Origin of the sequence: Lactobacillus kefiranofaciens, from assembly GCF_014656585.1 — a bacterium.
Taxonomy (GTDB): domain Bacteria; phylum Bacillota; class Bacilli; order Lactobacillales; family Lactobacillaceae; genus Lactobacillus; species Lactobacillus kefiranofaciens.
In genome coordinates this window covers 1,899,359-1,923,961 of record NZ_CP061341.1, presented here as the reverse complement: position 1 = coordinate 1,923,961, position 24,603 = coordinate 1,899,359, and the positions used below count along the sequence as shown (strand labels likewise).

Genomic DNA, 24,603 nt, shown 5'->3' with positions numbered 1-24,603 from the left:
TGAACAATGTCATTATTTTCTTTTATGCATCATGATGATGAAGTCCCAAAAAATAAGCAAATTCAAGATCTTGAATTGGACAAAATCGTTCCTAACCGTTATCAACCGCGGCGTGAATTTTCAGATAATTCTATTAAAGAATTAGCTAAAACGCTTGATCAGGATGGACTGCTGCAGCCAATCGTTGTGCGTGAAGATGGCGATCAATATGAGATTATTGCTGGTGAGCGGCGTTATCGGGCTGCGAAAAGCTTAGGTTGGGATACTATTCCAGCAATTGTAAAGAATATGGATGACGATCAAGCTGCTTCGCTGGCTTTAATTGAAAACTTGCAGCGTGAGGACTTGAATCCGATTGATGAAGCTAAGGCCTACACCAACTTAATGAAGCTGAATGACTTAACGCAAACGGCATTGGCTAAGGACATGGGAAAGTCGCAATCATACATTGCTAATAAATTGCGTTTGTTAAAATTAGGCGATGATGTGCAAGAAGCTCTGATTGCCGGCAAAATTACTGCTCGTCATGGTCGTGCCTTAATTGGATTAAATGATGAAGATCAAAAGCGTGTTTTAGCGGAAATTGAAGAAAAAGGCTTGAACGTTAAGCAAACTGAAGCAATTGCTCAAAATGTTGATGAATACTTTAATCCTAAGCGGGAAAAGAAAGAAAAGAATAAGCCGGAGCAGAAGATTACTAGTCGTATCCCTAAGGACCTAAAAGTGCAAATCAACACGATTAAAAAGGCCGTTAAATTGGCTAAGGACTCTGGCATTAGAGTTAAAGTCAAGGAAGACAAGAATCCCGACGACTACAAGATCACGATTGAATTAAAGAGAAAGTAGGGAAGGATGGAAAATATGGTAAATGTAATTTCGGTTGCTAACCAAAAAGGCGGTGTAGGCAAAACTACTACTACTATCAACTTAGCAGCCTCAATTGCCGACCGTGGCTATCGCGTTTTAATTGTGGATATTGATCCGCAAGGCAACGCCACCTCTGGTTTAGGAATTGAAAAATCAGAGATTGACCAGGACATTTACAACGTTTTAATTGATGAAATTCCCATTCAAAAAACAATTCATCATACTTCAACGCCTAAGTTAGATATGGTACCGGCGACGATTAACTTGTCTGGTGCAGAAACAGAATTGATTAGTCTAATGGCGCGTGAAACGCGATTGAAGTCATCCCTAGATGCCGTGAGTGGCGATTATGATTTCGTCTTTATCGATTGTCCGCCATCGTTAGGGCAGTTATCAATCAACGCGTTCACTGCTTCAGATTCAATTTTGATTCCAGTGCAGAGTGAATACTACGCTATGGAAGGTTTAAGTCAGCTCTTGAATACTATTCGTTTAGTGCAGAAACACTTTAACAAAGATTTAGGCGTAGAAGGTGTATTGCTAACTATGCTTGATGCTAGAACAAACCTAGGAGCTGAGGTCGTTAAGGAAGTACAGTCTTACTTTAGTAAAAAAGTATACAAGACGATTATTCCTAGAATTACCAAATTGGCTGAAGCTCCAAGTTATGGGCAGCCGATTACGGAATATGCGCCTAAATCACGCGGCGCCAAGGTATATGATGATTTAGCAAAAGAGGTGTTAAAAGCTCATGGCAAGAGACTCCAAAAGTAAGGCAGTCAAGAAAAAAGGCGGTTTAGGCCGCGGACTTGAAGCTTTATTTGAAGATGAAACCCAAAACAAAGAAACCGAGGAAGTTCAAGAACTAGAATTAAGTGCTATTCGGCCCAATCCTTATCAACCGCGTAAAAAGTTTGACGATAAGAGCTTGAAGGAATTGTCTGATTCGATTAAAGAAAACGGCGTCTTTCAACCGATTATCGTGCGCAAGTCGGTGAATGGCTATGAGATTATTGCTGGTGAGCGGCGCTACCGTGCTTCCAAGTTGGCTAAGAAGACTACTATTCCAGCTATTGTCCGTCAGTTTAATGAGAGTCAAATGATGGAAGTAGCCGTCTTAGAGAACTTGCAGCGTGAGGACTTGACTCCTCTAGAAGAAGCCCAGGCTTATGAAATGCTGCAGAAGAATCTAGGCTTAACGCAAGAAGAGGTTTCTCAGCGGATGGGCAAGTCTCGTCCATATATTGCCAATTACTTGCGTCTGCTTACCCTGCCTAACAAGACTAAGCATTTGCTGCAGCATGGCGATTTATCTATGGGGCAAGCGAGAACCTTGCTTGGTTTGAAAGATAAGGACAAGATTGATGATTTAGCTAAGAAAGTTGCTAAGGAAGGAATACCGGTTCGCAAGGTAGAAGCCTTGGTTAGTGAGATCAATGCTAAAAAGCCTCGCAAGAAGACTAATAAGAAGTCAGCCTTTATTCGGGCAAGTGAAACACAGCTTTCTGATAAATTTGGTGCAAGCGTCAATATTTCAGAAACTAAGAAGGGCAAGGGTCATTTATCAATTGACTTTGCTTCTAGTGATGAATTGAATCGAATTCTTGATATTTTAGGTGTTAATTTAGATGACTAAAGAAATTACATATAATTTAGCTGATACGGTTCTAATGAAAAAGCCCCATGCTTGTCAGGTCAATGACTGGGAAATTTTGCGTATGGGTGCTGATATTAAATTAAAATGCATGGGTTGCGGTCACATGGTAATGATGCCGCGTAGCGACTTCAACCGGAAGATGAAGAAGGTCTTAACTAAGGCCAATGATCCGGTAAATGCAAAAAAAGAGCAATATGTGCCAAAAGACAGTATCGCTCGCCCGAATTTTAGATAAAATAGACAAGTAAGATAAAATATAAAAGAATAGTTTTTTAGAAAAAGAGGACAACAAATGTCATTAACTGCTGGTATCGTTGGTTTACCAAATGTTGGTAAGTCAACTTTGTTTAACGCGATTACTAAGGCTGGTGCGGAAATGGCCAACTACCCATTTGCCACCATTGAACCAAACGTCGGAATGGTTGAAGTTCCTGATAAGCGTTTGGCTAGAATTCAAGAATTGATCCCTGCTAAGAAGATCGTACACACTACTTTTGAATTCACCGATATTGCCGGATTGGTTAAGGGTGCTTCTAAAGGTGAAGGTCTTGGTAACAAGTTCTTGGAAAACATCCGTCAAACCGATGCAATCGTACACGTAGTTCGTGCTTTCGACGATGACAATATTACCTCAGTTACTGGTAAGGTTGACCCAGAAGAAGACATCAATACGATTAACTTGGAACTTGCTATTGCTGACCTTGATGCTGTTAACAAGCGTATCGGCAAGGTTAAGAAGGTCGCTCAACAAGGCGATAAGGAAGCCAAGGCTGAGATGGCTGTGCTTAACAAATTAAAGCCAGTGCTTGAAGAAGGCAACGCCGCTCGTTCAATCGACTTTAATGAAGATGAACAAAAGATTGTTAAGGGCTTGTTCTTACTGACTTCTAAGCCAGTTATCTATGTTGCCAACATTGCCGAAAGCTCAATGTCTGATCCAGAAAGCGACAAGTACTACCAAATCGTCAAGAAGCATGCTGATAGCGAAAATGCTGAATGCCTAGGCATTTCTGCCGCAACTGAAGAAGAAATTGCCGGCATGGACGACGATGAAAGGAAAGAATTCCTTGAAATGGAAGGCGTTGAGGAATCAGGTTTGGATCGTTTGATTCGTGCGGCTTATCACATCTTAGGCTTAAGAACATTCTTCACCGCTGGTGGTCCTGAAACTCGTGCTTGGACTTTCCACAAAGGGATGAAGGCTCCACAAGTTGCCGGTATTATTCACTCAGACTTTGAACGTGGCTTTATTCGTGCCGAAGTTGTTTCATACGATGATTTGGACAAGTTAGAAACCATGCAAAAGGTTAAGGAAGCAGGCAAGCTCCGTCTTGAAGGCAAGGATTACGAGGTTCAAGACGGCGATATTATTGAATTTAGATTTAATGTCTAGGAGTAAGAATGGCTGAAGAGACAAAGAAAGAAAAAAATACTGCTAAGATTGATACTGCAAAACAGGCTAAACTAAAAAAACAAGCAGAAGTTGAGGACCAAGATGAAAAGCTTAAGCAAGAAGATCTCCAAGAACTGCGTAGCAAGTTAAGCAATAAGAATAGCGATTACGTTTTCCGCTTGGAAAAAGAACTGCAAAAGCAAGGCTCAATGTCACGTGATGATGCAGTGCAAATGACGAATAGCTTATTGAGCGAAATTATTATTGCTCAGCGTCATGGTCAACTAGCTAATGGTCTTTACTTAGCTTCACCTGCAATTAAGGCAGAACAAATGCTTCACCCTAAGAGAAAACCAACGCCAACGCCATTTTGGCAATTAGCGGTTGATGGTTCACTGCTTTATTTGGCTATCTTTTTCGGGATGTTCGGCATATTGGCATTATTTCAAACAGGCAAGCAAGAATATAACTCTCAATGGGGCGTTTTAACCTTAGCCACCGTAAGTATCTTAATGGGTGTCACTATGGTTAAGTACAATGATTGGATGATTCCCAAAAAGGGTAGTCGGCGACCATGGGTTAAAGCATTTTTGAGTATTTTAATCATTGCAGCTGCATTATTTGTCTTGATCTGGATTTTATCAATTCCAGCAATGCAAGTAATCAACCCGGTATTGCCAGGTATTGCCGATATTATTATTGCTGCGGTCGCATTTGGTGTACGCTATTTATTCAGAAAGCATTACCATATCGTTGGTTCAACATTTGCACCACGACCACAAAGCAAATAATTTGCGAAATCTTAAGAAAAAGCACATGCTTAATTTTAATAACCATAAAAGATAAATGGGTACAGTCCATTTATCTTTTTCTTTGTAAGATTAGAAAAAATAGAAGGGTGGGTTCATATGATCAAAACGCTGAGCAAATCGATTCGGCAATATAAAAAATTGTCCATGCTCTCGCCGCTATTCGTTATCGGTGAAGTTATTATCGAAATGCTAATCCCATACTTGGTCGGTATCTTGATCGATAACGGAATTATGAAAGGAAACATGTCCTATATTAGTAAAATGGGGCTAATTTTACTGGTATTAACTATTGTTTCTTTAACTTTAGGTGCGAGCGCCAGTTATGTTTCGGCACATGCCGCTGCAGGTTTTGCCGCTAACTTGCGTAAGGATATGTTTTACCATATGCAAGATTATTCATTTGAGAACATTGATCACTTCTCAAGTGCCAGTTTGGTAACACGTTTAACGACTGACGTTAATAACGTCCAGCTTGCATATCAGATGTTAATTAGAATTGCAGTTAGAGCACCGATGATGTTCATTGTCTCGATCATCATGTCGGTAATTATTAGTCCGCGCTTGTCATTGATTTTCCTAGTCTTAGGACCAATCTTTGCTATTGCTTTAGCTTTAATTATCAAAACGGCTTATCCGTACTTCCCTAAGATCTTTAGAGGGTATGACCGCATGAACCAAGTAGTGCGTGAGAACGTCCGCGGTATTCGTGAAGTTAAGACCTACGTGCAAGAAAAGCCCCAGATTAAAGAATTCAAAAAGTCATCTGGCTTTATTTACAAATTATTTGCTACAGCGCAAAAGATCATGTCTTTAAACGCATTGGTTGTAGCTGCCGTTTTGAATATTTCCACTTTGGCTATTTGCTGGTTTGGTGCAAAAGAAGTTGTTGGTGGCAGCTTGCAAACTGGTCAATTAATTTCTATGTTTACTTATTCAAACTCTGTTTTATTCAGTTTGAATATCTTGGCAATGATTACCACCCAATTGGTTATTTCAGGCGCTAGTGGTCGTCGTATTGCTTCAGTGATTACTGAGGAACCAACGATTGAAAATCCTAAGAAGCCGCTTAAGCGTTTAACTAATGGCGAAATTATTTTTGATCATGTGAACTTTAAATATGAAGCTGCTGATAAGACGAATGCCTTGGACGACATTAATTTGCGCATCCGGCCAGGCGAAACAATCGGGATTATCGGTGAAACCGGGTCGTCTAAATCTACTTTGGTTTCAATGATTCCGCGTCTTTATGATGTTACATCAGGTGCTGTGCGTGTAGCGGGTCATAACGTTAAGTCATATGACCTAAAGACCTTGCGTGATAACGTCGCGATGGTTTTACAAAACAATGTTCTGTTTACCGGTACAGTTAAGGATAACCTGAAGTGGGGTAACGAAAACGCCACGGATGAACAAGTTGTCCAAGCTGCTAAAATTGCACACGCTGATGGTTTTATTAGTGAGATGCCAGATGGCTACGATACGATGGTCGAACAAGGTGGTAACAACGTTTCTGGTGGGCAAAAGCAAAGAATTACCATTGCCAGAGCTTTGCTTAAGAATCCAAAGATTTTGATCTTGGACGATTCAACTTCAGCCGTTGATACTAACACTGAACGTGAAATTAGAACTTCCTTGGCAAAGGATATGCCTGAAACCACCAAAATTATCATTTCACAAAGAATTGTTTCGATTAAAGATGCTGACCGGATCATCGTGATGAATCACGGCAAGATTGAGAATATCGGAACGCACGAGGAATTGCTAAAGACTAACAAGCTTTACAGTTCAATCGCTAAGTTCCAAGAAGAACAAGGAAAGTAGGTGAGCGATTTTGGATCAAGCAATAGAAAAGAAAAATCAAACTAAGGGCAGACGGATGAAAATCTTGATGCGACTGCTCAAGTTAATCGCTAACACTAGTCCATGGATGCTCACGGTTTCTATTATTACGATCGTCTTGGCGGCGGCCAGCAACGTTATTGGCTCACTGTTCATTGAACGATTGATTAACGATTACATTGTGCCATTAACTAAAGAAAAAGTGCCTAATTATGGGCCGCTGGCTACTGCTATTGCAGTAATGTTTGGTATTTATGCGATCGGCTTTTTGTCAAACTATCTCTTTAACATGTTAATGGGTGTTTTGGCGCAAAAGGTTCAATTCCGTGTTCGTAACGAGATGTTTACCCATATGGAAAGTTTGCCGATTTCATACTTCGATCAAAATGAATTCGGCGATGTGATGTCACGCTACACCAACGATATTGATACATTGATGCAGATGATCTCACAATCCATTCCACAATTTACCAACTCAATTCTGAGTTTGATCTTCGTTGTGTTTGCGATGTTCAGCTTAAGCTGGCAATTGACTTTGTTCTCATTCATTATCTTTGCTTTATCAATTGGAATTGTGCGTTATTTGACTTTAAGATCAAGTCATTATTTCCAGTTGCAGCAGAAGAAGTTGGGGCAAATCAATGGTTACAACGAAGAAATGCTTAATGGTTTGAAGGTTATTAAGGTCTTCAGTCATGAGCCAGAATCAAAGGAAGGCTTTGATAAGTACAACGAAGAATTGCGTGAGGCATCTGGTAAAGCTAATACTTATGCCACGATTTTGTTCCCAATTATGGGTAACATGGGTAATTTGCTCTATGTTTTGATCGCCTTTATTGGTGGTGCCGTAGATATCAATGCCTGGGCTCCGCTTTCACTGGGTGCCATCGGTTCATTCTTGCAATTATCTAAGCAATTCAGTATGCCAATTGCACAAATTTCACAACAATTGAATTCAATTGTTATGGCTTTGGCTGGTGCTGATCGAATCTTTAACTTAGAAGATCAAGTTTCAGAAACCGACCAAGGCGACGTAACGATTACTAAAGATGCTGAAGTAGGCGGCCAATGGAACTGGAACGTGCCGCAAAAAGACGGTTCAGTTAAGAAGGTGCCAGTTCGCGGTCACATTATCTTTGATCATGTTAGCTTTAGCTATGTGCCAGAACATCAAATCTTGCACGATATTTCGATTAATGCCAAGCCAGGGATGAAAGTGGCCTTGGTTGGTGAAACTGGTGCCGGTAAGACGACCATTTCGAACATGCTTAATCGTTTCTACGAAATTGATTCAGGTACGATTACTTATGATGGTATTCCGATTAAGAATATTAAAAAGGATGACTTGCGTAAATCACTTTCGATCGTTTTGCAAGAAACACACTTGTTCACTGGTACAATTATGGACAACATCCGCTTTGGTAACCCAGAAGCCAGTGACGATGATGTTTACCAAGCAGCGAAATTGTCACACGCGGATGAATTCATTCACGACCTCGATCACGGCTATGAAACGGTAATCGATGGTGATGGGGGCGACCTTTCTCAAGGGCAAATGCAGTTGCTCAGTATTGCCCGGGCAATGATCGCCGATGAACCAGTTATGATTCTGGATGAAGCAACGTCAAGCATCGATACGAGAACCGAAAAGATGGTTCAAGCCGGGATGGATAACCTCTTAGCCGGTAGAACGAGTTTCGTAATTGCTCACCGGTTGTCCACGATTGTTAATTCAGATTTGATCTTAGTTCTTGATCATGGTCACATCATTGAACATGGTAATCACCAAGAACTTCTTAAGCAAAAGGGTTACTACTATGAGCTCTATACTGGTAAGAAAGAAATTCAATAAATTAAATAAGTCGGTTTTAACCGGCTTATTTTTTTAGAAAAAATAAAGATAAGCAATGATCTTAGGCGTTTTTTTGAAAAATGAGTAAAATAAGACTATGATTTGCTAAACTATAGATAAGCATAAAAATAAGAATAAGAAGGGGGATTTTTCCTCGTGAAAATTTTAGTTGTTGATGACGATAAAGAGATCGTAGAACTTTTAAGCATTTATTTAAAAAATGAAGGTTATGAACCAGTTGCAGCTTATAGCGGCAAGGAAGCAATTACTAAGTTAACCACGACGCCTGACATCGCTTTGATGATTTTAGATGTTATGATGCCCAATATGTCAGGAATCGAAGTAATCAAGGAAGTTAGAAAAGATTCCGATATTCCAATCATTATAGTTTCTGCCAAAACCGGCGATATGGATAAAATCCAAGGTTTGATTACCGGTGCCGATGACTATGTTTCTAAGCCATTTAATCCATTAGAAGTGATGGCTAGAGTACGTTCACTACTTCGTCGTAGTCAAAAGCAAGTCAAGGATGACAAGCCAGACATTTTGGAAGTTGGCCCATTAGTAATCAACCGTGATTCACACGAAGTAAAAACAATCGATGGCAAGACCATTCAATTGACTGCTTTGGAATTCGGTATTTTATACCTATTAGCTAGTCATCCTAACCGTGTTTTCTCTGCTGATGAAATTTTTGAACGTGTTTGGCAACAAGAATCAATCGTGTCAGCTAAGACAGTCATGGTCCACGTATCGCACTTGCGGGATAAGATCCAGAAGGCCACTGATGGTGAGGACGTTATCCAAACCGTTTGGGGCGTAGGTTACAAGGTCGAGGCATAGCCCATGAAAAAAGAACGCGTCAAACTTACTGGCGCCGAGAAGAGCGAATTATTTGCAGAAGGAGTCGTGACGGTTATCCTTCTGCTTTTATTGAATTTATCAATAATTATTCTGATTCACCTGGCCATTTTGCAGGATGAGAACTTGGTTAATGGGATCTTCTTCCTAAAAAAAACGATGACCTTTGCTGGGGGCTATCATGTTTGGTCTTGGCAGAATATTTTCATTGTCTTAATGGGATTAGGTGATCTTGCCGTTCTTTATTGGCGCTTGATCAGAAGATATCACCAAATGCAGCTGCGTCACGTTATTTTGGAACTGCATTACATTGCTAGTGGCCACTTTGATCATCGAATTAACTTCAGGGTGCGGCCCGAATTGCAGCGCGTGGTGGATTCGATTAATTCACTGGTTGATAGTACTGTGCATTCAATTAATGAAGAGCGGGCAATCGAGCAATCTAAGGATGAATTGATTACCAATGTCTCGCACGATATTAGAACCCCACTAACTTCAATTATTGGCTATCTGGGCTTGCTTAAAACTGGCGTTACAGCACCTGAGGATCAGAAAAAGTATATCGATATTGCTTATACCAAAGCAGAGCAGATGAAATCGCTGGCCAATGATTTATTTGAATATACAACCTTGAAATCAACCAATACCAAGCTGAATCTGAACGATCTGCATATTTATTCCATGCTAGAGCAAGTGGCCGCGGGTTTTGAACTAGAAGCCGAGAAGAAGGGGATTGAGATCGAGATCCAGGCTAGACCTAAAGACTTAACGATTAAGGCTGATGCGGAAAAATTAGTGCGCGTCTATAATAATTTGATCTCTAATGCCTTCAAGTATGGCGCTGGCGCGACTAAGATCAAATTAGTTGCTAACCTGGTCAATAAGCGTGAAGTTGAGCTTCGCGTCGAAAATAATGGTGAGCCGATTCCTAAGGAATCACTAAATAAAATTTTCGAGCGTTTCTACCGGGTGGAAACTTCGCGTAATACCAAAACTGGCGGCACAGGCTTAGGGCTTTCGATTACCAAGAGTGTCGTTGACTTGCATCATGGTACGATTCGCTGTGAGTCGGATAAAAACTGGACGAGTTTCATTATTCGTTTGCCACTTGATCCTAAGAAAGCACCAAGTAAGCGTTAGCTGTGTTATAATTTTGACTGAAATGTTTTAATACAACGAGGAGAAAAGTTAATGAGTATTTCTTTAAATACCTGTATATTAATTTTAAAAGAGCACCATTTGCTTAAATCAAGCGCAGTCCAGGATACTGTCGCAACTAAGATGGATTACGTATCTTATGATTCGCGTGATATTCAAACTAATACATTATTCTTCTGCAAAGGCGCAGGCTTTAGACCAACTTACTTATCAATGGCTAAAGACAATGGCGCTATTTGTTACGTGGCAGAGCAACCATATCCAGAAGGCAAGGGAATGCACGCCCTAATTGTGCGCGATGTGTCTAAGGCAATGGCATTGCTATCTGCCGCATTCTTCCGCTTCCCGCAAGATGACTTATATGTAGTAGCCGTCACTGGAACTAAGGGCAAGACTACGTCAGCCTACTTCTTGAAGGGGATGCTGGATCAAGTTAATGGTGGCAAGACTGCCTTAATCTCTTCAGTTAACGATGTGGTTGGACCTAAGCCAGAAGATAGCTTCAAGTCCAGTTTGACCACGCCAGAGAGCTTAGACTTGTTCCGTGACATGCGTAAGGCAGTAGATAATGGGATGACCCACTTGGTTATGGAAGTTTCTAGCCAAGCTTATAAGAAAAATCGGGTATTTGGCTTAACCTATGATTTAGGCTTCTTCTTGAACATTAGTCCTGATCATATTGGACCAAACGAGCATCCTAACTTTGCGGATTACTTGCATTGCAAATTGCAATTGTTGGTTAACTCCCGCAAGTGTATTATTAACGCGGAAACTGATCACTTTGATGAGATTTATGCAGCAGCTACTACCACGACTAATCCTGATAGCATCTACTTATTCGCTCGTGATAATTTTGAAAATCCGGATTTGAAGGTACCAATTGACTTCAGATTTTCTTCTGAAGAATTGGACATGAACGAGACTCGCTTCAACTTGGTTTGTGCCAGTGATAAGGCACGCAAGTTACCAATTAATGGCGACTACAGATTGAAGATGCTCGGCGACTTCAACGAATCCAACGGTACAGCTGCCATTATTGGTGCTGGTCTTGCCGGACTTAACCATGATCAATGTGCTGCCGGTATTCGCGATGTAACCATTCCAGGCAGAATGCAAACTGAAAGAACCAAGAAGCATGGTATGGTTGTCGTTGATTACGCTCATAACAAGGCTTCAATGATGGCGTTAATGAGCTTCATGCGCAATGAATTTAACGATCCAAAGATCATCGTTGTTGTTGGTGCACCAGGAGATAAGGGTGTATCACGTCGTCCAGGATTTAGCGAGAGTTTAACTGCTTATGCAGATAAGGCGTTCTTAACTACTGATGATCCAGGTTTTGAAGATCCGAAGAGCATTGCCGAAGAGATTGACTCAGGCATTGATCATTCTAAGTGTGATGTCACGATTGAATTGGACCGTAAGAAGGCTATTCATGACGCGATTGCGATGGCTACGCCTAATGACATGGTATTGATCTGCGGCAAGGGTGCGGATGCCTTCCAAAAGATTCGCGGCGTCAATACGCCATATCCATCAGATATTGTAGTTGCCCAACAAGTTATTAATGAATTAGAGGGTCAAGAAGAACATTTTAGGAAGTAGAAAAAATGAAGCATTTCTTTAGTATTATTGGCGGCATGGGAACTATCGCCACTGAAAGCTACGTTCGTTTGATTAATCATCGCGTAAAGATTGCCAAAGATCAAGATTATTTGAATTATTGCTTAGTAAATGACGCACAAGTTCCTGATCGAACTGCCTATATTAAAGATCATACTAAGCCTAACTTTTTCTATGACCTGCGTGACGACGTGCTAGGACAAGCAAAGTTAAATCCTGACTTCTTCGTCATGCCATGCAATACGGCTCATTACTTCTATGATGATTTAGCTAAATTAACTGACATTCCATTTTTGCATATGATGCGAATTGCAGTTCATAAGTTCATCGAACAATATCCCAAGGAAACCAAGATTGGTTTGATTGCGACTGAAGGATCAATTTATGATCATCTCTATGAAGATGAGATTCACCGCATTCATCGCAACGTGGAATTTGGTGGCCCGGAGATTCAACCGATGGTAACCAAGTTGATCTATCGTGATATCAAGGAAAAAGGAGTCGTTGATGGCAAGTTGTATCATCAAATTTTGCAAAAAATGCATGATGATTATGGCTGTAATGTAATTTTACTGGGATGCACTGAGTTATCCCTAGCTCAAGAAAAGGCCCCGGATCATCCTTACCATGTGATTGACCCACAGTCGATTATTGCGGATGTGTCGATTGAATTAGCATTGAAGATTCGCAAGGGGATGGATCCTAAAGAAGCTTGTGCTAAGTATATGTACAAATAAAGATATACTATTATTATGTTAACGTCACTCAATAACCTTTTTAGTTATAAATTGAGTGGCGTTTTTTTATTTAAATAAAAAATTATAAATCTTTAATTAATTAATAACCCTAATAGGTAATATATTTTATACACTGTTATCTTTTTGTTAAAATACATGTAACATATAGTCTTCTTCTATTAACATAAACGGAGTATAAGACTACTACTTGTAGGGGAGATTTCTGCGATGACTTTTAATAAACATGACTATGATAATAAGCAAAGATTTGGGATAAGAAAATTAAGTATTGGTGTTTGCTCAGTTTTATTGTCAACACTGTTTTTGACGATTAATGAAGGTCAGACTGTTCATGCGGACGTGCAATCTGATGATGGCGCGCATGAAGAAACGGCTGATTCTGGGGCGAAGAAAACTGGACAGCCTAGCCAAGATTTAAATGTGGCTGAAGTTTTAAAACAGCAGAAGAATCCAAACTACAGCTTTGACGTTGCGAAGAGTGTAATTAATTACAAGATAACTCCAGCTCCGGCTACAGTTACGATTAGCAATTCCGCAAGTCGTGATTACACTGGGCAAACTACCTCAGTTGCTGATGTCATGGATCAGGTAAGTTGGAGTTCAACTGGTTTTGTTACTGGTGAGAACTTGAATCACACTGATGTAACCGCTAATGATTACACGTGGTACACCAAGAATGCTGATGGTACTTACACCGCTATGACTGGTGAACCAACGAATGCTGGTACTTACTACTTGAAGCTCAATGATGGAGCAATTGCGCAGATTAAGCGCGATAATCCAAACTACAGCTTTGCGGATAATGCATTTACTGGTGAGTTTACTTACACGATTAACGCCGTCACTGGTACAGCAACATTAAGTGGTCAAAACGCTAAGACTTATGATGGTCAAGAGATTTCATTAGATGACCTGAATAGCACTGATGGAAATATTGAAGTCAAGTTTGTCTTCCCAGGTAGCACTGATGCTGATGTTTACAAGTTACATGTAGGTGACTACATAGTTGTAAATAATTCAGCTGATGCTAATAAGACTTACACCGTTAAGTTAAGCGACCAAGGATTAGCTAATTTACAGGCAGCTCTTGATAAGTATGCTGGCAATGGTAACGTAACGTTGAATGCTGGTTCATTGAAGGGTTACGCAAGCTTTAAGATTAATCCAAAGGATGCTAATGTCACATCAGATGGTAATGACGGTAGCACTTATGGTGAACCAGTTGTGATTAATCTTACTCAAGGTAGTTTCAGGACTAATGGCCTTGTCACTGGTCAAAGCTTGAATACTTCAGGTTTAACTACTGGTGATTACGAATGGGTTGATGCTCAAGGCAAGAAGATTGCTGCACCAACTAATGTCGGAACTTACTACATTGCTTTAACTAAGGATGGCTTAGACAAGCTTCAACAAGCAAATCCAAACTACAAGCTTACTGAAAGTGGCCGGATCACCTATGTAATTAGTCCCGCTGACGCTAAGATTAAGATTGTTGGCTTTGAACAAGAAACGACTGCTAAGATCAATGCTGGTAACTATCACCTTAATGTACCAGTAGGTATAATTGTTCCAGATGACTTAGAGTATGGATTTGCAAGTACGCCAAATCAATCTGGTACTTACTTGATTTCGTTAACACCAACTTCAATGCAAAAGTTAATCAACGCAAATCCAAACTATAACCTGAAACTTTCTTCAACCGCCGAGTTTGAATTAGATGCTACCTTAACGATTGAGTTCCAAGATACTGATGAAAACAACAAGCAAGTTGGTAATTCAATTACCAAGACTGGCGTTGCCGATTCAACGATTAATGACCTTGGCTTAACGATTCCAACAAACTATGAATTGGCTCCAGGTCAAACTTTACCTGAAGATTACACATTTGGTACTCCATTGGAGCAACATTTGTACATTAAGCTGGTCCACAAGACTAAGTAAGATACTCAAATGAAGGATGTCACTCGAACAATTAACTACGAAGGCTTAACTGCTAAACAATTGGGACAAATCCCAGAGGATCAAAAGAAGCAAATTGTGACATTTACTCGGACTGCTACCTTCGATGAGGTAACAGGTAAGATTACTTACAGTGATTGGAAATTTGATAAATCAAATGCTGCTGATCCTGCCAAATCACAATGGGATGCTTATGATGTACCTACGATTGCTGGTTATACTCCATCTCAAGCTGCAGTTGCTGCTAAAGCTGTTGAGGTAACCACTGCTGATGAGGCAATCACCATCACTTACACGCAAGACGAGGTAGTTCCGCCAATTCCTAAACCTGATGATGGTAAGGATGATAAACCTGATGAGTCTGATAAGCCACAACCTAAGCCAACGCCAGAGCCTGACAATAATCCTGAGTTGCCATCTAAGCCAAGTACTGATGAGACTGAGGTTCATGTCCACTCCAAGGATAAGATCAAGTCTGGTCCGGCCGTGATCAAGGGCTATCAGAACGAGAATGCGCCTTTGTATGAAGATATGGTTACTCCTTCTCAAGCAGCTGACAGAACTAATAGAGTTTCACCACAAGGGACTGAGGCAGAGCATAATTCTGCAACACCAACTCCAAAGGCAGCTAATAATCAGCTTGCTAAGAGGGAAGCCAAGAAGAATAATTTGCCACAGACAGGTGAACAACATACCTCAGTTGGTATTATCGGATTACTTGCAATGGTATTGGGATTCTTCGGGTTAACCGATCATAAGAAAAAGAAAGATGAATAAAATTATCTTTTGGTAAATAAGAAAGTCATGGACAACTTCCATGGCTTTTTTCTTGCAAAAATATTGCAATTTGCTGGTGAAGAACTAAAATAGGGTCAAATTAAAAATTGAAAAGAGATGCTGAATATGTATCAAGAAGAAAAAGATGATTTGAAAATTTGGCTTTTGAACAACATTACTGATTTGTTAATGGATATGGATACTAAGCCGGAAGAACGAAAAGTTTTACTGCAGGCTAAACATCAACTTGAGAATGGGGAGTCTGCTAACTATGTTTGCAATTTGATTTGCGTGGGACTTGATCCCTTGAGTTGGCAAAGCAAGCTGTCCAAAAGCGTGACGAAATTTCATTACGCAATTACTAGAAGTGCACGTCCGGTATCGCATCAAGCTGGTGCTGCCGGTGGTGCTGCACTCGGTTTAGCCTTTAGCAGTTTGATTTCAAGATAATTATGTATACTGATATGCTGTTGAAAGATGGCGTATCAGTATTTTTTTGTGCATAATTAAGTCATGAGGTGAAAATGATGAAGAAGAAAAAGATACCGAATAGTTTTTCTACTAAGGATTTGCTAATTTCAATGCTGTTGGGCTGGCTAATCGTCTTCGTTGGTGCTTGGGCTGGTACCGGTTTTCGTGCAAGCTTTTTGGCCATGCCCCGTTTTGTAGTAGTGATCATCGTTTCAATTGCAGGCGCGATTGTTATTGGACCAGCGATCTATGGCTTTTTGTACTTAGGTAGAAATCACGAAAAAGAAAAATAATCAAAGAATGATTGACAAATGCCCTAATAAATATTAGTGTAATAGGTAAGTAATACAGATAATACTTATTAGCGGAGGTGCAGTCATGTTATATCTTGTGTATATTTTAGTCGGATTATTAATTGTGTTAGGTGTTAACCTGATGATCACAGGCATCTTGGCGGTGCATGACATGTACACTCGTCGCGATGAAGAAGAGCCAGATTTTGATACTTTTAAGAAATACTTCGCTCAGAACAATAATATCCCTACTAAGCTGTCGGACTTGTTTAACTAAATTTTGCCGCCCTTAGGCGGTTTTTTTGTTGGGAAAAATTCCAGATTATCGTTTTGAGCTTATATGGAAAACTAGTTGTGTTAAAATTGGAAGCGAATACAAAAAGATAAATAGAGGAATTCAAATGACTAACAAACTTACTAATTTTACTGAAGATGGACAAAAGATTACTTTAAATTATGAAAATAGTTCACTTGTTTTAACTGTTATTACGCCTGAAATCATTCGCGTCTTCCAAGACCGCGGTAATGCCAGCAATTCTTACGCGATTGAAGGCGACAAGCAGGTCAAGACCGACTTCACGGTAGAAGACAAGGGCGATCACGCTGAACTTGCTACTGAAAAGCTGATCGTCAAAGCCTACGATGACGAGAAGATTGATGTTTATGATGAAAACGGCAATCCGCTGATCATTGATTATCGCGGTCAGCGCACGCCAATCGACCGTCAAATAGATAAAGAGCACCTGAAGCTGGCTGAATCAGAAGGTCACGATGTTAACAAGCTTTTAGGCAGGCACGGTAAAGATTACTATGAGGTAATTAAGACCTTGGCCGACAATGAACAATTCTACGGCTTGGGCGACAAGACCGGCTTTTTAAACAAGCGCCACTATGCTTACGACAACTGGAATACCGACAATCCTGATCCGCATGTTGAAAGCTTCACGCGTTTATATAAATCGATTCCAATTTTGCTTGGATTAAAAAACGGTCATCCCTACGGCATCTTTTTTGATAACACCTACCGCAATCATATCGATTTAGGCAAGGAAAGCAGCAACTATTACTACTACTCCGCAGTTGACGGCAACCTTGATTACTACGTGATCGGCGGAGATTCGCTCAAGGAAGTTATCACCAACTATACTTATCTGACTGGTCGCGTGCCAATGCCACAAAAGTGGGCTTTAGGTTATCAACAATCACGCTGGGGCTACAGCGTTAGTCAAAAGCAGGTTGAAAAGATTGCCGAGAACTTGCGCAAGTATGATTTGCCTTGCGACGTGCTGCATTTAGACATCGACTACATGGACGGCTATCGCGTCTTCACCTGGAGAAAAGACACCTATGAGAAGCCAGCCGATTTTATCAAAAAGATGCGCAAATTAGGCTTCCGGATCATTACGATCATCGATCCGGGCGTGAAGAAGGATGACGATTACAAGATCTACCAAGAAGGTATCAAGAAGGGCTACTTCGTTAAGGCGCCAGATGGTACGGTTTACGTTAACCAGGTTTGGCCAGGAGATGCCGTCTTCCCAGACTTTGGCCGTCAAAAAGTGCGTAAGTGGTGGGCTAAGAACTGCAGGTATTTAGTTGACTTAGGCGTTTCAGGTATTTGGGATGATATGAATGAGCCTGCCTCATTTAAGGGTGAGATTCCACAAGATATTGTTTTCCATAATGAAAAAGAGGCATCAACTCATAAGAAGATGCATAATGTCTATGGTCACAATATGGCTAAGGCAACCTATGAAGGAATCAAGAAATATTCTGGCAAGCGACCATTTGTAATTACACGTGCTGCCTATGCGGGAACGCAAAAGTTTTCCACAGTGTGGACTGGCGACAATCAGAGTTTATGGACACATGTACAAATGATGATCCCACAGTTGTGCAACTTAGGGATGAGCGGTTTTAGCTTTGCTGGCACCGATATTGGTGGTTTTGGTGCAGACTGTACGCCAGAACTTTTGACGCGCTGGATCGAAGGTGCCTTGTTCAGTCCGCTGTATCGTAACCACGCCGCACTTGGTACGCGTTCACAGGAACCATGGGTCTTTGGTGAACCAACCTTGTCGATTTACCGCAAGTATTTGAAGTTGCGCTATCGCTTTGTACCATACCTGTATGATGAATTTTATCGTGAAAGCAAAACTGGTTTGCCAGTCATGCGGCCACTGGTCTTGAATTACGAAAATGATCCACAGGTGCATAACTTGAACGACGAATACATGGTGGGCACGGACATTTTGACAGCCCCGGTTGTGCAGCAAGGTCAAATTAAGCGTGCGGTATATTTGCCTGAAGGTGAATGGATCGACTTCTGGAATGGCAGTGAATATGCTGGTAAAAACACAATCTTGGTTGATGCACCGATTGATAAGTTGCCACTCTTTATCAAGAAGAATACGATTTTGCCATGGGGCAAAGAAGTTAGCCACATCTCGGATGAGCCGGATAAGACAATGACCTTCAAAGTCTTTGGCAACTCCGGCAAGTATACCCATTACCAAGATGATGACGTTGACTTTAAATACCAAGATGGCGAGTACAACTTGTATGATATCGAAGTTGTGGATAACCAGGTAACGGTGAAGTTAACGCATCACGGCTATGCGCATGAATATCAGCAAATTGTGGTGGAATTACCTGATCAACAAATTATTTTTGAAAATCATGATGGCAAATATGTCGCAGAATAATAAATAAGATTTTACGGGCTACCGATTAATTTCGGTAGCTTTTTTTGATGAGATGGAATAATTGTAAAATTCAAGGTGGAAAAGTATTAAAGTTCAGAGTGGAATAATTATAAAATTCAAGGTGGAAAAATGTTAAAATTAAAAGCGGAATAATTGTAAAATTCAGAATGGAAAAATATAAAAATGAACTACGAACCAAGAATAATTGACCAACCTTTAGCAGAAGATTTCAAAGAATTACCCGCTATTTTGATTGAAGGAGCTAAGGCTGTGGGTAAGACGGCCACTGCCTCTCGCTTAGCTAAAACTATAATGAGTTTAGATAATCCACAAGTAAAAATGCTTCTCCGTAACAACCCGGAAGCAATTTTAGGTGTTAAAGGGCCAGTTTTAATTGATGAATGGCAACTAGAGCCTAATTTGTGGTCTTTTGTCCGTCATCAAGTTGATGATGTCTTACCAGCAGAGAGTGTTTTATTCACAGGTAGTAGTATTCGCGTCGATGCTCGTATTCACAGTAATTGTGCGGATGAAAATGCGACCTTATTCTGTCCAAGAATGACAGATGTCACAGCAATATGTTTCTGTAACAAAATTATTAGATGATCCCAATTATCAGGCAACTGGTTTTACTGATCAAAAATTGGACAACTATTTAGATGAGATTTTTCGCTCCGGTTTTCCTGGAATTAGAAATAAGAGTCCTAAAGCTCGTGAGTTATTAATTCGCGACTATGTAAATAATATTATCCAACATGATTTTGAGGAGAATGGCTTTACTGTTAAAGAACCGGAAACGCGCGTGCATGGCTGAAGGCTTTTGCGGCTTCAATTGGCACCACAACTAGCTATAAAAAAATTATCGATACGGCATTGGCTAATAATGAACAAACGCCGAGTCGACCGACGGCTGATTTCTTCAGAGAAGCACTAAAGATTCTTTATATTATTGATGATGTTCCACCATTTATTGGCATGGGCAAACTGTTCCCAGCTTTAACTAAGGCACCGAAGCATTTCATGCTTGATCCAGCAATTGCAATGAGTTTGCTAGATGTGACCAAGGATCAGCTAACGGATTTTGACGTCAGCAAGCATGTTGGCAGGATTAATAGCGACATGATTGGTCAGTTGATGGAGAGTTTGGTTTACCAGAGTTTAATTGTTTACGCGGATGCACTTGGCGTCCACCTGACGCACTTCAGAGATAGCAAGGGCCGCCACGAAATTGACTTTATTTTGCAAAAAGATCGCAAGGTCGTTTTATTTGAAGTGAAAACTAATCCTAATGTTAAAAATAGCTATGTTAAACATTTGAATTGGTTTGAAGAACAAGCCAAAGATGAATATCAAATTAGCAAAGTTTTGCTCAATACTGGGCAAGTTGCTTACCAGCGGAAAGATGACCATGTTCAAGTTGTGCCAATTGCGATGTTGGGATTTAGATAATATCTTTTTCTTCATTATTGTGATAAACATGATTATAATAAGATATATTGCAAAGTAGTATAATATAATGTAGTACATCGTATTATACTATATTGTAATGTAGCAGTTCTAAAAGGAGCACAAAATGTTTATCGGCAGGCATCAAGAATTAAAGCAACTGAATCAAGCTTATCAAGAAAATAATTTTCAATTCACTGTGATCTATGGCAGAAGAAGAATTGGCAAAACATCCCTAATTAACGAATTCTTGAAAGATAAAAAAGCAATCTACTATGTAGCTCTTGAAGAAAATGCAATGGATAATCTTAAGCGTTTTTCAGAAGCAATTAGTATTTTCAAAAATACCATGCAAGGTGGCAGAGAAGATTATACCGACTTTGAAGAATGCTTTAAGGAAATTGCTTACTTGGCCAAAAAAGAACGGGTAATTTTGGTAATTGATGAATATCCTTATCTGGCTAAGGCATATCCAGCAATTAGTTCAATGCTCCAGTCCTATATTGATCATCAATTTAAAGATACTAATCTTTTTTTGATCTTATGTGGTTCTTCAATGTCATTCATGGAGCGACAAGTTTTAGGTTATCAAAGCCCCCTGTATGGTCGACGTACATTATCTTTAAAACTGGAACCATTTAAGTTAGCTGAAGCACAAGAAATGCTCCCTAATTATGATAAAGAGGATACTTTTGTGATCAATACAGTTTGTGGTGGGGTTCCTCAATATTTGAGTTATATGTCCGATCAGATATCTGTGGCAGATAATATTAAGAAAATTTTTTTGAATAAATCGGGTCGATTGTTTGACGAACCAAGCAATCTGTTGCAGCAGGAATTGCGCGATCCTACTAACTACAATTCGATTATCAATGCTATTAGTAGCGGTGCCTCTAGGCATAACAAGATTGCTCAAAATGCGCGTCTGCAAACAGGACCGCTAACAACCTATTTGAATAATTTGATTGATTTAGGAATTGTTGAAAAAACGATGCCAGTGACTGATAAAAAGAAAAATAAGAGCAAGAATATTGTTTATCGCATCTGCGATGGAATGTTTCGCTTTTGGTATACATTTGTTGGCAGTCAGTCTGCCATCATCGAACGCGGCTTAACTGATTTGGCTTGGAAAAAAGTCGAGCAGAATCTGTCTGATTTTATGGGACCAGAATTTGAAAAATACAGTCAAAACTTCATGTGGTCGAAAGATCTCGATGAGAAATGGGTGCCTAATCCCTTTGTGCAGTTAGGTAATTGGTGGGGTACAGATAAACGTACGCATCAACAAGTTGAATTAGATGTGGTGGGCTTTTCTGATGATGAACGTGACGGTTATTTTGGCGAATGCAAATGGAAGAATGAGCCAATTCCCCGTAGCGTGTTAGAAAAATTGATTAGAAATAGTGAAATACTCCCATATCCGCTTAAGCATTATTATCTTTTCTCTAAAGTTGGCTTCACTGACTCTTGTCGAGAATTGGCCAAGAAAGTTAACTGCCAGTTAATCACTTTTGATGAAATGTAAAATTGAATATTTAAATTAGCCGTCGAATTTTCGGCGGCTTTTTTATTGCAAAAGAATATTTAATTTCTGTCTTGCAATTATAAATTATCGTAATACAATAATTAATGAAAAGAGTATTAAACGGAATAGAGGGAGAAAAATGAGAAAGTTCGTATTAAATTTGCTTACGGCACTAACGTGGATTTACCAAGTGCTTTGTGTATTTAGTGTTGTTACGTTTGTTTTAGCGGGTGGCTTTACAATTTTTGCATTATCACAGCCCGGAGCTGGTGCAGAAGCAGGTAAGGGCATGAGTGATGAACTCGGTATCCAGCTCGGTGGCAACGCGTGGCTTTGGTTAATGTTAGGGCTATTTTGCTTTTTCATTGCGGCTTCTATGGCTCAATTCTTTGTTTGTCGCTACGCGCGTTTAATTATTAAAAACATCAAGCAAGAAATTTACTTTGCGATGAAGAATTTGCAGCTGCTGAAGAAACTGTTGATTTCAGTGGTGGTTTACATATTTGCAACAGCGATCTTTTACATTGGAATTTACAGCAACTACGCAACCTTAACTAAGATTGCTAAGACTTCATCTGCTGATATGATTTATCCAACTAGCATCGTCAATAGCTTGTTTTTCCTAGCAATTTTGTATGTAGTTTACCTGGTCTTCAAATATGGCATGAAGGTGCAAGAAGATGCAGATTCAATTATTTAGTAAAGTGAGTGATATGGATGATTGAAGTAACGTTAGATTTCATGCTGCTCAAGCGCAAGATGTCTTCTAAAGAATTGGCTGAGAAGGTGGGCATTACACCGGCTAATCTTTCGATTCTAAAGACGGGCAAGGCGCACGGCGTGAGGTTCGATACTTTAAGTAAAATTTGTGAAGTGCTAGATTGCCAGCCTGGTGATCTGTTGGTCTATAAGAAGGATTAGATTTGGAGGCCTATTATGAAAAGTCAGAAATTTGAACAAGAAAACAAGAAAATCTTTTTAGAGATGCTAGTTGGTGTCGTTGTCTGCACCGCGTTAATGCTGCTTTACATGGGCGGCGAAAATGGTTGGCATTTAGCAACTTTTCAAATTATCGTGGCCTTAGCATTAGGCATAGTAATGGGCTTACTATTTGGCGGCTTAGTTGTGGCTAGTTGGTTTGCAAATAAAGACTCAATTATTCCTTTGAAAGCTTGTTTCCAAATCCTGGGGACTGGGGTTGTTATTGCTTTAGCTGATTTTGCTTTTAACTGGTTTACCAAATCCGGTAGTGGCAGTTTTAGAGACATGCTTTTTTCAACTAGTACCTTGTGGTCATTTATCTGTGGTTTATTTTTAGGCATTATCTGTTTTAAAGGAAAGAAAAAATAATTTAAAGAAGGGTGTGTTGAAGGTGTCGAGTAGAAAAAATCAGAGTTTATCAAAACAAAATTTTATATTGATAAGTATTATTGGTGTTTTGCTCGCCGATGGGCTCTATGAAGGTACTAATTGGTTAATCTTGCATAGCGACAGCTTTGTTTTACACACTATTATTACCTTAGGTCTGGCTTATGTTTTTATATTTTTGGTTTTACGTGTGATGAATAAAAAAGCTCCTAAATAAGTATATAAATCGACATTTTTTACTATTTCAAAAAGTAGGAGTTTACTATGAAAAAAGATTTAGTAATCATCATGATTAGTACATTAATTGCACTTGTATTCGCAATTGTTATTAGTTTTACTAAGTATTACCATTGGATGTTCTTAGTTGTACTGATTCCTGTAATTGTAAATATTTACCTATCGATGAAAAGAAATAAAAATAATTAGAATTGATAACGATTAGAAGAATTTGATTTGTTGCTAGACTTAAATACAAATGAAATATTTTCTATATATGTAGTAAAAGGGATGACTGAAATGACGGATAAGATCTGGAATAAACTTCTAAATCTAGAGTTAATTATCGGCATGATAGTGTCAATTGCTGTGGGAATAGTTGGTGAAGGTCTACCTCGACTTTACTGGTCTAGAATGTGCTGGATTGCATTAATTATTTTGGCACTTAATTTTATCTTGAAAATTTGTGGTAAAAATAAGCATTCTGTAAAGTTAATAAGCCAGTGGCTAGGCAGCTTAACACTGATTTTAGTATTTGACTTTTTGATTTATACGACTGTTTCCACACTTAATTTGATGTTTAAGCCGCTAATACTAATCAGCTCGATTATTGGGTTACTGCTACTGATGTTAGTCAGTATCCCTGTAGTCGTGGTCAATTTTCCAGTAGTGAAAAATTGGTTTATGCGATTATTCATGATTTTTATTTTGTATCTGAACTATAGCCACAATGTTAATAGGTTTCTAGATTCATCTGGCATGATTAAAAAAATAGTGGGTTCGGGTGTAATAATTGCAATTGTTACTTTCATTTTGGCTTTCTTTATTACCAAGGCATGGCAGCTTAAGTTTCAGTGGAATCTAAAATTTGAAAAAAGTAAAAACTTTCTCCTATTGGAAAAGGAAAAAATATTAAATACGTTCTTCGTCAATAATATTTATTCTTAGTCAAATAGGGTAAAATGACTACGAATAATGATGAATGATGAAGAATAAATCAGTCATGCAGCAATGCATGGCTAT

The 24,603-nt window shown here is 39.5% G+C and carries 27 protein-coding genes; all 27 read left to right on the top strand.

Annotated elements, in window-relative coordinates:
- Window positions 1–6 precede the first annotated feature (6 nt).
- Entirely contained in the window at window positions 7–846 is an 840-nt protein-coding gene (gene noc, locus ICI50_RS09455) for a nucleoid occlusion protein (RefSeq protein WP_095342158.1), read from the top strand.
- A 15-nt stretch (window positions 847–861) separates the two neighbouring features.
- Window positions 862–1,641 carry a ParA family protein gene (locus ICI50_RS09450; RefSeq protein ID WP_013854827.1) on the top strand — a complete coding sequence of 260 codons (780 nt, stop codon included), beginning with the start codon at window positions 862–864 and terminating at the stop codon, window positions 1,639–1,641.
- Window positions 1,619–2,503 carry a ParB/RepB/Spo0J family partition protein gene (locus ICI50_RS09445; RefSeq protein WP_013854826.1) on the top strand — a complete coding sequence of 295 codons (885 nt, stop codon included), beginning with the start codon at window positions 1,619–1,621 and terminating at the stop codon, window positions 2,501–2,503. Before ICI50_RS09450 ends, ICI50_RS09445 begins: the two co-directional genes overlap by 23 nt.
- Window positions 2,496–2,759, top strand: a complete 264-nt coding sequence (locus ICI50_RS09440; protein WP_013854825.1) for a DUF951 domain-containing protein — start codon at window positions 2,496–2,498, stop codon at window positions 2,757–2,759. The genes ICI50_RS09445 and ICI50_RS09440 overlap by 8 nt, the downstream gene beginning before the upstream one ends.
- Window positions 2,760–2,816: 57 nt before the next feature.
- A complete protein-coding gene (gene ychF / locus ICI50_RS09435; RefSeq protein ID WP_188891609.1) occupies window positions 2,817–3,917 on the top strand; it encodes a redox-regulated ATPase YchF in 1,101 nt (366 codons plus the stop codon).
- 8 nt (window positions 3,918–3,925) lie between these two features.
- The gene (locus tag ICI50_RS09430; protein ID WP_188891607.1) at window positions 3,926–4,708 is read left to right on the top strand and encodes a DUF1129 family protein; all 783 of its coding nucleotides are present in this window, start codon (window positions 3,926–3,928) and stop codon (window positions 4,706–4,708) included.
- Between the two features lie 117 nt (window positions 4,709–4,825).
- A complete protein-coding gene (locus tag ICI50_RS09425; protein WP_013854822.1) occupies window positions 4,826–6,550 on the top strand; it encodes an ABC transporter ATP-binding protein in 1,725 nt (574 codons plus the stop codon).
- A gap of 10 nt (window positions 6,551–6,560) precedes the next feature.
- Entirely contained in the window at window positions 6,561–8,420 is a 1,860-nt protein-coding gene (locus tag ICI50_RS09420) for an ABC transporter ATP-binding protein (protein WP_054640313.1), read from the top strand.
- Window positions 8,421–8,576: 156 nt separating this feature from the next.
- On the top strand, window positions 8,577–9,263 hold the full coding sequence (gene croR / locus ICI50_RS09415) for a response regulator transcription factor CroR (RefSeq protein WP_013854820.1): 687 nt from the start codon (window positions 8,577–8,579) through the stop codon (window positions 9,261–9,263).
- Window positions 9,264–9,266: 3 nt separating this feature from the next.
- Window positions 9,267–10,421, top strand: coding sequence for a sensor histidine kinase (locus tag ICI50_RS09410; protein WP_013854819.1), 1,155 nt, complete (start codon window positions 9,267–9,269; stop codon window positions 10,419–10,421).
- Window positions 10,422–10,472: 51 nt separating this feature from the next.
- On the top strand, window positions 10,473–12,044 hold the full coding sequence (locus tag ICI50_RS09405) for a UDP-N-acetylmuramoyl-L-alanyl-D-glutamate--2,6-diaminopimelate ligase (RefSeq protein WP_056940979.1): 1,572 nt from the start codon (window positions 10,473–10,475) through the stop codon (window positions 12,042–12,044).
- Window positions 12,045–12,049: 5 nt separating this feature from the next.
- Window positions 12,050–12,799, top strand: a complete 750-nt coding sequence (locus ICI50_RS09400) for an aspartate/glutamate racemase family protein (RefSeq protein ID WP_013854817.1) — start codon at window positions 12,050–12,052, stop codon at window positions 12,797–12,799.
- A gap of 228 nt (window positions 12,800–13,027) precedes the next feature.
- The gene (locus tag ICI50_RS09395) at window positions 13,028–14,761 is read left to right on the top strand and encodes an MBG domain-containing protein (protein ID WP_188891606.1); all 1,734 of its coding nucleotides are present in this window, start codon (window positions 13,028–13,030) and stop codon (window positions 14,759–14,761) included.
- Window positions 14,762–14,770: 9 nt separating this feature from the next.
- Window positions 14,771–15,556: a mucin-binding protein gene (locus ICI50_RS09390; protein ID WP_188891604.1), complete on the top strand. Its 786-nt coding sequence runs from the start codon at window positions 14,771–14,773 to the stop codon at window positions 15,554–15,556.
- Window positions 15,557–15,682: 126 nt separating this feature from the next.
- Window positions 15,683–16,006 (top strand): bacteriocin immunity family protein, encoded by a 324-nt coding sequence (locus tag ICI50_RS09385; protein ID WP_013854816.1) that lies wholly within the window; start codon window positions 15,683–15,685, stop codon window positions 16,004–16,006.
- A 77-nt stretch (window positions 16,007–16,083) separates the two neighbouring features.
- Window positions 16,084–16,320: a hypothetical protein gene (locus tag ICI50_RS09380; protein ID WP_188892117.1), complete on the top strand. Its 237-nt coding sequence runs from the start codon at window positions 16,084–16,086 to the stop codon at window positions 16,318–16,320.
- 85 nt (window positions 16,321–16,405) lie between these two features.
- Window positions 16,406–16,597, top strand: a complete 192-nt coding sequence (locus tag ICI50_RS09375; RefSeq protein WP_013854814.1) for a hypothetical protein — start codon at window positions 16,406–16,408, stop codon at window positions 16,595–16,597.
- A 124-nt stretch (window positions 16,598–16,721) separates the two neighbouring features.
- Complete coding sequence (locus ICI50_RS09370; RefSeq protein ID WP_188891602.1) at window positions 16,722–19,025, top strand: glycoside hydrolase family 31 protein; 2,304 nt, start codon at window positions 16,722–16,724, stop codon at window positions 19,023–19,025.
- Between the two features lie 183 nt (window positions 19,026–19,208).
- Window positions 19,209–19,631, top strand: coding sequence for an AAA family ATPase (locus ICI50_RS09365; protein WP_188891600.1), 423 nt, complete (start codon window positions 19,209–19,211; stop codon window positions 19,629–19,631).
- Window positions 19,591–19,839, top strand: a complete 249-nt coding sequence (locus tag ICI50_RS09360; RefSeq protein ID WP_013854811.1) for a hypothetical protein — start codon at window positions 19,591–19,593, stop codon at window positions 19,837–19,839. Before ICI50_RS09365 ends, ICI50_RS09360 begins: the two co-directional genes overlap by 41 nt.
- Window positions 19,836–20,474 carry a DUF4143 domain-containing protein gene (locus tag ICI50_RS09355; protein WP_425324908.1) on the top strand — a complete coding sequence of 213 codons (639 nt, stop codon included), beginning with the start codon at window positions 19,836–19,838 and terminating at the stop codon, window positions 20,472–20,474. Before ICI50_RS09360 ends, ICI50_RS09355 begins: the two co-directional genes overlap by 4 nt.
- Window positions 20,475–20,598: 124 nt before the next feature.
- Complete coding sequence (locus ICI50_RS09350; protein ID WP_188891597.1) at window positions 20,599–21,996, top strand: ATP-binding protein; 1,398 nt, start codon at window positions 20,599–20,601, stop codon at window positions 21,994–21,996.
- Window positions 21,997–22,135: 139 nt separating this feature from the next.
- Window positions 22,136–22,696: a DUF2975 domain-containing protein gene (locus ICI50_RS09345; RefSeq protein WP_188891595.1), complete on the top strand. Its 561-nt coding sequence runs from the start codon at window positions 22,136–22,138 to the stop codon at window positions 22,694–22,696.
- Between the two features lie 17 nt (window positions 22,697–22,713).
- Window positions 22,714–22,917 carry a helix-turn-helix domain-containing protein gene (locus ICI50_RS09340; RefSeq protein ID WP_013854807.1) on the top strand — a complete coding sequence of 68 codons (204 nt, stop codon included), beginning with the start codon at window positions 22,714–22,716 and terminating at the stop codon, window positions 22,915–22,917.
- 15 nt (window positions 22,918–22,932) lie between these two features.
- Window positions 22,933–23,346, top strand: coding sequence for a hypothetical protein (locus ICI50_RS09335; protein WP_013854806.1), 414 nt, complete (start codon window positions 22,933–22,935; stop codon window positions 23,344–23,346).
- A 22-nt stretch (window positions 23,347–23,368) separates the two neighbouring features.
- Window positions 23,369–23,581 carry a hypothetical protein gene (locus tag ICI50_RS09330; RefSeq protein ID WP_244964958.1) on the top strand — a complete coding sequence of 71 codons (213 nt, stop codon included), beginning with the start codon at window positions 23,369–23,371 and terminating at the stop codon, window positions 23,579–23,581.
- A gap of 299 nt (window positions 23,582–23,880) precedes the next feature.
- On the top strand, window positions 23,881–24,528 hold the full coding sequence (locus tag ICI50_RS09325; protein WP_188891592.1) for a peptidase: 648 nt from the start codon (window positions 23,881–23,883) through the stop codon (window positions 24,526–24,528).
- Window positions 24,529–24,603: the final 75 nt, after the last annotated feature.

Bases quoted from the DNA above. Each gene is read 5' to 3' on its own strand.
- ICI50_RS09360 (WP_013854811.1), top strand. From the start codon at position 19,591: ATGTCACAGCAATATGTTTCTGTAACAAAATTATTAGATGATCCCAAT.
- ICI50_RS09335 (WP_013854806.1), top strand. From the start codon at position 22,933: ATGAAAAGTCAGAAATTTGAACAAGAAAACAAGAAAATCTTTTTAGAG.
- ICI50_RS09385 (WP_013854816.1), top strand. From the start codon at position 15,683: ATGTATCAAGAAGAAAAAGATGATTTGAAAATTTGGCTTTTGAACAAC.
- ICI50_RS09405 (WP_056940979.1), top strand. From the start codon at position 10,473: ATGAGTATTTCTTTAAATACCTGTATATTAATTTTAAAAGAGCACCAT.
- ICI50_RS09365 (WP_188891600.1), top strand. From the start codon at position 19,209: ATGAACTACGAACCAAGAATAATTGACCAACCTTTAGCAGAAGATTTC.
- ICI50_RS09400 (WP_013854817.1), top strand. From the start codon at position 12,050: ATGAAGCATTTCTTTAGTATTATTGGCGGCATGGGAACTATCGCCACT.
- ICI50_RS09430 (WP_188891607.1), top strand. From the start codon at position 3,926: ATGGCTGAAGAGACAAAGAAAGAAAAAAATACTGCTAAGATTGATACT.
- ICI50_RS09450 (WP_013854827.1), top strand. From the start codon at position 862: ATGGTAAATGTAATTTCGGTTGCTAACCAAAAAGGCGGTGTAGGCAAA.
- ICI50_RS09390 (WP_188891604.1), top strand. From the start codon at position 14,771: ATGAAGGATGTCACTCGAACAATTAACTACGAAGGCTTAACTGCTAAA.
- ICI50_RS09445 (WP_013854826.1), top strand. From the start codon at position 1,619: ATGGCAAGAGACTCCAAAAGTAAGGCAGTCAAGAAAAAAGGCGGTTTA.
- ICI50_RS09340 (WP_013854807.1), top strand. From the start codon at position 22,714: ATGATTGAAGTAACGTTAGATTTCATGCTGCTCAAGCGCAAGATGTCT.
- ychF (WP_188891609.1), top strand. From the start codon at position 2,817: ATGTCATTAACTGCTGGTATCGTTGGTTTACCAAATGTTGGTAAGTCA.
- ICI50_RS09350 (WP_188891597.1), top strand. From the start codon at position 20,599: ATGTTTATCGGCAGGCATCAAGAATTAAAGCAACTGAATCAAGCTTAT.
- ICI50_RS09325 (WP_188891592.1), top strand. From the start codon at position 23,881: ATGACGGATAAGATCTGGAATAAACTTCTAAATCTAGAGTTAATTATC.
- ICI50_RS09370 (WP_188891602.1), top strand. From the start codon at position 16,722: ATGACTAACAAACTTACTAATTTTACTGAAGATGGACAAAAGATTACT.
- noc (WP_095342158.1), top strand. From the start codon at position 7: ATGTCATTATTTTCTTTTATGCATCATGATGATGAAGTCCCAAAAAAT.
- ICI50_RS09345 (WP_188891595.1), top strand. From the start codon at position 22,136: ATGAGAAAGTTCGTATTAAATTTGCTTACGGCACTAACGTGGATTTAC.
- ICI50_RS09410 (WP_013854819.1), top strand. From the start codon at position 9,267: ATGAAAAAAGAACGCGTCAAACTTACTGGCGCCGAGAAGAGCGAATTA.
- ICI50_RS09395 (WP_188891606.1), top strand. From the start codon at position 13,028: ATGACTTTTAATAAACATGACTATGATAATAAGCAAAGATTTGGGATA.
- ICI50_RS09375 (WP_013854814.1), top strand. From the start codon at position 16,406: ATGTTATATCTTGTGTATATTTTAGTCGGATTATTAATTGTGTTAGGT.
- ICI50_RS09440 (WP_013854825.1), top strand. From the start codon at position 2,496: ATGACTAAAGAAATTACATATAATTTAGCTGATACGGTTCTAATGAAA.
- ICI50_RS09380 (WP_188892117.1), top strand. From the start codon at position 16,084: ATGAAGAAGAAAAAGATACCGAATAGTTTTTCTACTAAGGATTTGCTA.
- ICI50_RS09425 (WP_013854822.1), top strand. From the start codon at position 4,826: ATGATCAAAACGCTGAGCAAATCGATTCGGCAATATAAAAAATTGTCC.